The sequence below is a fragment of the Stenotrophomonas pictorum JCM 9942 genome, from assembly GCF_001310775.1.
Taxonomy (GTDB): Bacteria; Pseudomonadota; Gammaproteobacteria; order Xanthomonadales; family Xanthomonadaceae; genus Stenotrophomonas; species Stenotrophomonas pictorum.
The window spans coordinates 1-1,842 of sequence record NZ_BAZI01000461.1 but is presented as its reverse complement, the minus strand read 5'-3'; the positions used below and the strand labels follow the sequence as shown (position 1 = coordinate 1,842).

General features: G+C 65.8%; 2 protein-coding genes. One reads left to right on the top strand and one right to left on the bottom strand.

The features are described 5' to 3' along the window. The first annotated feature begins 223 nt into the window (after positions 1-223). Positions 224-796, top strand: coding sequence for an OmpO family porin (locus tag JCM9942_RS15015; protein WP_054660648.1), 573 nt, complete (start codon positions 224-226; stop codon positions 794-796). Between the two features lie 296 nt (positions 797-1,092). Here the strand turns inward: JCM9942_RS15015 and JCM9942_RS15010 are convergent. Next, positions 1,093-1,842 (bottom strand): NAD(P)H-dependent glycerol-3-phosphate dehydrogenase (locus JCM9942_RS15010; protein ID WP_054660646.1); only part of this gene is annotated, 750 nt, incomplete at its 5' end.

Sequence of the window (1,842 nt, the reverse complement as noted above, 5' to 3'; positions counted from 1 at the left end):
CTCGGCGCCCGGGGCACAGCGGCTGAACTGCCGCCGTGGTCTGGCGCAGGCGAACGCCCGGCCGGCATCTGCGGAAGTTCCCGCCGGTGCGGATTAATTCATGTACTGGTCAGTTTTATATTCAGGGGGCATTCCGTCGCCTAACGGATAATTCACACCTGTCGAAGCCGCAAACGTTTTCACCGCCGCTTCGATCAAACCAATAAAAAAGGTAATCCCGATTATGAAGACTTCCCTGATTGCGCTTGGCCTGCTGGCCGCCCTGCCGTTCGCCGCTTCGGCCGCCGACGGCCTGTCCTACAACTATGTGGAAGGCGGCTATGTGAACACCGATGCCAAGGGCGGCGACGCCGACGGCTTTGGCGTGAAGGGCTCGGTCGCCGTGGCGCCGAACTTCCATGTCTTCGGTGACTACACCCAGCAGGAAACCGATGCGGGCAAGGTTGATGTGGACCAGTGGCGTCTGGGCGTGGGCTACAACCACACCCTCGCCAAGGACACCGATCTGCTGGCCCGTGTGGCCTACCAGAAGTTCGATCCGGAGCTGGGCCTGGACTTCAACGGCTACAGCGCCGAAGTCGGCGTGCGCAAGGCCTTCACCCCGATGTTCGAGGGCTATGCACTGGCCGGTTACGAGGATTTCACCAAGAAGCACGGCATCAACCCGGACGGCGAGTTCTACGGCCGCGTCGGTGGCCTGGCCAAGTTCAACGCCAACTGGGGCGTGAGCGGTGAGGTCAAGCTGGCCAAGGGTGGCGACAAGGAATGGTTCGTCGGCCCGCGCTTCAGCTGGTAAGCGGTACCTCCTAACGGAGGTTGTTGTACGGCGCGTGCTCTCTCTCCCCCGCGCCGCTGGAAGCCCGGTCTCCCCCAGACCGGGCTTCTTTTTTGCGTGCAAGCGGAGGGCACGCCCCTGGCTGCGGCGGTCGCAGAACGGCACCACACGCCCCACCGACGCCGGATCGGCTGAACGGCCGATGGCGATGGCGATGCACGGTGTCGGACAAGCCGTTGCGGTGGCCGCTCCCGGCCTGCCTCCAGCCACAAAAAAGCCCGGCATTGCCGGGCTTTTTCGTTGATCGTCGCTGATGTTCACTTGAACAGCGTATCCGGATATTCCGGTTTCTGTTCCCGCGCCAGCAGCTGCTGCAGGCCTTCGGCCGGGCTCAGGTCGCCATGCAGCACCGACTGCACCGCCTTGGAGATCGGCAGATCGATGCCATGGCGATCGGCCTGGCGCATGACTTCATCGGCGGTCTGCACCGATTCCACCACCTGGCCGATTTCCTTCACTGCATCGGGCAGGCTCTGGCCGCGACCCAACGCCAAGCCCAGGCGGCGGTTGCGCGACAGGTCGCCGGTGCTGGTCAGCACCAGATCGCCCAGGCCGGCCAGACCCATCAGGGTCTCGGGCTTGCCCCCGATGGCGGCGGCCAGCCGCAACATCTCGTTCAGGCCGCGGGTGATCAGGCCGGCACGGGCATTCAAGCCCAGTTGCATGCCATCGGCCACGCCGGTGGCCACCGCCAGCACGTTCTTCATCGCCCCGCCCAGCTCGGCGCCGACCATGTCGTCACCGGTGTAGGCGCGGAATGCCGGGCCGTGCATGGCATCGGCCACCTGCTGGGAGAACCCTTCGTCATCACCGTGGACGGTGATGGCGGTGGGCAGGCCCAGGGTGACTTCCTTGGCGAAGGACGGGCCGGTGACCACGGCCAGCGGCACGTCCGGGCCCAGCACGTCACGCGCCACTTCATGCAGGAAACGGCCGGAGCCGGGCTCGAAGCCCTTGGTCGCCCAGGCCACACCGGCCCCGGCCGGCCGCAGCGGCGCCAGCGCACG